The organism is Aquiflexum sp. (assembly GCF_977115555.1).
Window position 1 is genome coordinate 1 of record NZ_CDSBKL010000422.1, and the last position, 3417, is coordinate 3417.

At 40.6% G+C, this 3417-nt stretch carries 3 protein-coding genes; 1 reads left to right on the forward strand and 2 read right to left on the reverse strand.

The window, feature by feature from the left end; translation table 11 throughout:
- The coding region (locus ACZFYI_RS17705) for a T9SS type A sorting domain-containing protein (RefSeq protein WP_462525453.1) at positions 1–1634 on the forward strand (1634 nt) is incomplete at its 5' end.
- 148 nt (positions 1635–1782) lie between these two features.
- On the opposite strand, the gene ACZFYI_RS17710 is transcribed toward ACZFYI_RS17705, so the two are convergent.
- Together ACZFYI_RS17710 and ACZFYI_RS17715 are read right to left on the reverse strand one after the other, a co-directional pair.
- Positions 1783–2820 (reverse strand): DUF6090 family protein, encoded by a 1038-nt coding sequence (locus ACZFYI_RS17710; RefSeq protein WP_462525454.1) that lies wholly within the window; start codon positions 2818–2820, stop codon positions 1783–1785.
- 106 nt (positions 2821–2926) lie between these two features.
- A partial coding sequence (locus ACZFYI_RS17715; protein ID WP_462525455.1) for a M43 family zinc metalloprotease occupies positions 2927–3417 on the reverse strand: 491 nt, incomplete at its 5' end.

The following is a 3417-nucleotide window of genomic DNA, read 5'->3' on the forward strand; positions in this document are numbered from 1 at the left end:
GGGAACATCAATTAACAGCCATTGCCAAAGACAATGATGGAAATACCGCAACTTGTTCGCCGGTAACCATACGATTTACTGAGGCGCCGTCCTGCAGCGGTGTTTCCCAAAATGGAGATTTCAGGTATGAATTTTCCGAGGATGTGAATAATCCTACATTGACCTTTATCCCGACAGTTTCAGGAATGGGCAATCAGGTTTTGATTTTATATTATGGAACATCAGCCAATGGGAATTTTCCGGGATATGGGGTAAAACCTAACGAGCCATTCAGACTCAATGCAGCCGAAGGCAGCACAGTATATTTCTATTATACTTATTCCCACCCAACTCAAGGTGAGAAAAATAATTCCGGTCAGAGGATTTCTTATGTGGTGGGAACCTGTCAGGGTACTGATGATGGAGGTGGAGGTACAGGAGGGAATAGCCCTGTAATAGATTTCCCGTTGACCTTTGAGGATGATTATGTGTGGAGCAGCCTGATCACCAATTTTGATGGGGGCGACTTAACCGTCATCAACAATCCGGATATGGTAGGGAATCAAAGTCCCAAAGTGGCCAAAATGATCAAAAATGCTGGTCAGATTTGGGGAGGATCCTTCCTTACCAAAACTTCAGCAATTGATTTCTCCAAGGGTACTGACTTTACCGTTTCTGTTTGGGCACCAAGGGTCAATACCCGGATGCTGTTGAAATTTGAAAATGAATTTGATGGAGGACAGGCTTTTGAGAAGGAAGTGACAATCACCGAATCAAAAAAATGGGTGGATATCACTTTTGACATGAGTGGCTTCAATCCTTCGATCAGCTACAAAAAGATAGTTTTGATTTTTGATTTGGGCACGGTGGGTAACGGCACTGCAGATTATACTTGGTATTTTGACAATATTCGTCAAGGAGACCAAGGTCCTATCAAAGATGAGCAGGTAATTACTTTTGGGGAGATTGGAAACAAAACTATGGGAGACGCTCCCTTTGAATTGACTGCTGAATCTGATTCCGGCCTGGAAGTTTCTTTTAAGAGTGAAGATGACCACTTGAGTTTAGAGGCAAACAAAGTTGCTCTTTTGAAGCCAGGAAAGGCGACCATTATAGCAAGTCAGGATGGAAACGATCAGTACCTTCCGGCAACACCTGTTAGTAGGACTTTCTGTGTTAATCCATCAAAACCAACCATCAATGTGGCCGGTTTAGGAAGTGGTTCAGTAATGTTGACATCAAGCGCTCCTTTGGGTAACCAATGGTTTCTCAACGGGGAATTAATCTCAGATGCTACAGGGCAAAGTTTGGAAGTCTCTTCTTTTGGCGTTTTTTCTGTCCAAGTAACCATCGATGGTTGTATCAGTGAAATCTCTGATGAAATTACCCTCATAGTGAACAGTGCTAAGGTGGAAATAGGTGGAGAGGTAGATGTGTATCCAAATCCTGCTGAAGATCAATTCTTTATTAAAGGTCTCAGCGGTGCAATCAGGTCAGCAGATTTGGTGGACATGTCAGGACGTGTTCATCCGATTACATTGGATGAATTCTCAGAAGGTTTCAGAATAGATATATCAAACCTTCCTAAGGGAGTATACATGTTCAGACTGTTGCAGGGCAATAAGCAATCTGTTCACAAAATCCTAAAAAAGTAATTGGATTTAGATTTGGGGATAGTTAGTTTAGAAAGGTCATGCATGGAAATAGAACCTTTTTCTTTCAGTTTACTGTCTCAAATAACAGTAATGAAAAATATCATTCAATCGATTTCCAACTGAAAATGCTGGAGTAATCTGGGATATGCTACTCAATCAACAAATACCCACCCTTTTTGGCTATGAACAGTTTCTCACAGACATCAGGTGAACCTATCATAAATCCACGACCGGGAACCTGACCAAAGATTTCGTATTCTCCGGGGTTGATATTGAAAGATTCCCATGCATCGACATTTTCTCTGAGCCGGTAGATGGTGACAGTTTCATCAGTGCCGTTGAAGAAAAGGAAAAAAATCAATCCTGAAAAATCATCCTCCCATTCCCTTTTCAATTCAGAACAGTCTAATTGAGGGAAGGGCTGCATGCCTAATGATTTGAAAAAATCATCCAATTGTTCATTGTTTATTCCCTCATTCAATCGCTTTATTTCCCCCATAATGGCAGCCCGGATAGCGCCCATTGAGGTGATATTGGAAATCTGGCTTTTGAATTTTTTTCTAAATAGGCTGAGACGGTTTTTGAAAAATGGATCCAGGAGAAAATATTGGACCTTTTTATCGCGGTCTTCTTTTGTTGTTCCGGAATACCATTCAAAATTGTCCGCCATGAACTTATCGTTCCAATTGGACAGTTCATTCAATTCCGAAGCGGTATTGTCAAGGTCATCAAGTCTTGATTTGTAGGATTTGATCAGTTTGATAAGTTGGTTATAAGAAGGATCAAAATCCCTCTCCTTTTGGAGAATGGTGCTGATGTTTTCATCCTGAAGCCATGCATATTGGGTGCTTGTACCCATCAGGTCATTTAGAATCCGGTTTCGTCTGAAGTTCTCCGCTGTTAATTCCCCGTTGACCAGCAAACCCATCATGGAATCCTGCGAATCAAACCTACCTATAAACCGGTCAAGAAGGAACTGATTGGTTTTCAATCCCTTTTCCAAATCGGCAACCAGCCTGTCTGTTTCGGCTTTGGTTTTTCGATCCGTATTTTGGTTATTGAAATGCAAGGCAATCAAAATCCCTACCACTACCAATACAATTTCACCGATGGCATAGATAAGGTACCTGGTAAATCGGTTTTCAACCAATAGAGTTTGACGGATATTGCGTAGGATTCTTGCCATTGAAAACCAATATAATGATAAAAAGAGTCATTAAACAATGATGTCAAAGCAAACCGCTTTGACATCATTGTGAATTTTTTGAAAAATAATTCCCGGCTAAATTTTTTTAGAAATTACAAATTATAGGCTTGATACTTGGGTCAAGTTGTCCTCTTTTAAATGGCTTTATTCTCGAATCCGGCGCATTGAAGTCTTTGGGCATAAAGAGTGCGTTTTCATACACCTTTGTCATTCTTTCCTTTTGGTCAAAAGTGAAATTGTCCACTACGCTGATGTAATCCATAAAATTGGTGGAGATATAGGGTTCATTTGAACAGTTTGTTCTGTTGTTACTGAACCTTATCGATTGATTTGAAGGGAGGGTATGCGCTTGGGTATCATCACAAAAATCGCCCGTCTGACAATCCTGAAAGGTATGGTAAAGTCCAAGATAATGACCCAATTCATGGGCGAGCACATTGTCGTCCCTGTATTGACCATTGAATAACCTGTAGTCCAATGCTACCATTATTGGGTAAAATAATTCCGTATCTTCTTCCAAAATTGGATTAAGTCCTCCTACTACAGGACTTGTCAAAAAAGGTAAGTAAGCATATC